Raw genomic sequence first — 331 nt, forward strand, 5'->3', positions numbered from 1 at the left:
TTTGGCATATACAACTGCCCCAGTTTTTCCTTTAACAGTTACTGTACCAGCAGCAGCACCTTCTATTACTTCTGCCTTAAAGGTTACAGTGATGTAAGTAGCTGGAATATCTTTGTTATCTGAGCCCTTAGTTGGGACGGTTTCTCCTGGTAAGTATGGGATTACATCATCAGTTGTGTCACCTGATGGTGCTGGTGGTGTAGTTTTCTTTTTGAACTTAGCTGTAAATTCAGTAGCTTGATTAACAACACCCAATGTTGGGTTCCATTGTTCAAATTCATAACCAGAGTTTGCTGTAGTGGTAATTCCTTTTTGTGATAGGTCTGTACCT

Annotated in this window: 1 protein-coding gene; it reads right to left on the minus strand. The window is 40.2% G+C overall.

Translation table 11 applies throughout. The annotated features are described in order from the left end of the window. The coding region (locus HMPREF0072_RS12210; RefSeq protein ID WP_039931495.1) for a hypothetical protein at positions 1-331 on the minus strand (331 nt) is incomplete at both ends.

The organism is Anaerococcus lactolyticus ATCC 51172, assembly GCF_000156575.1.
Lineage (GTDB): Bacteria > Bacillota > Clostridia > Tissierellales > Peptoniphilaceae > Anaerococcus > Anaerococcus lactolyticus.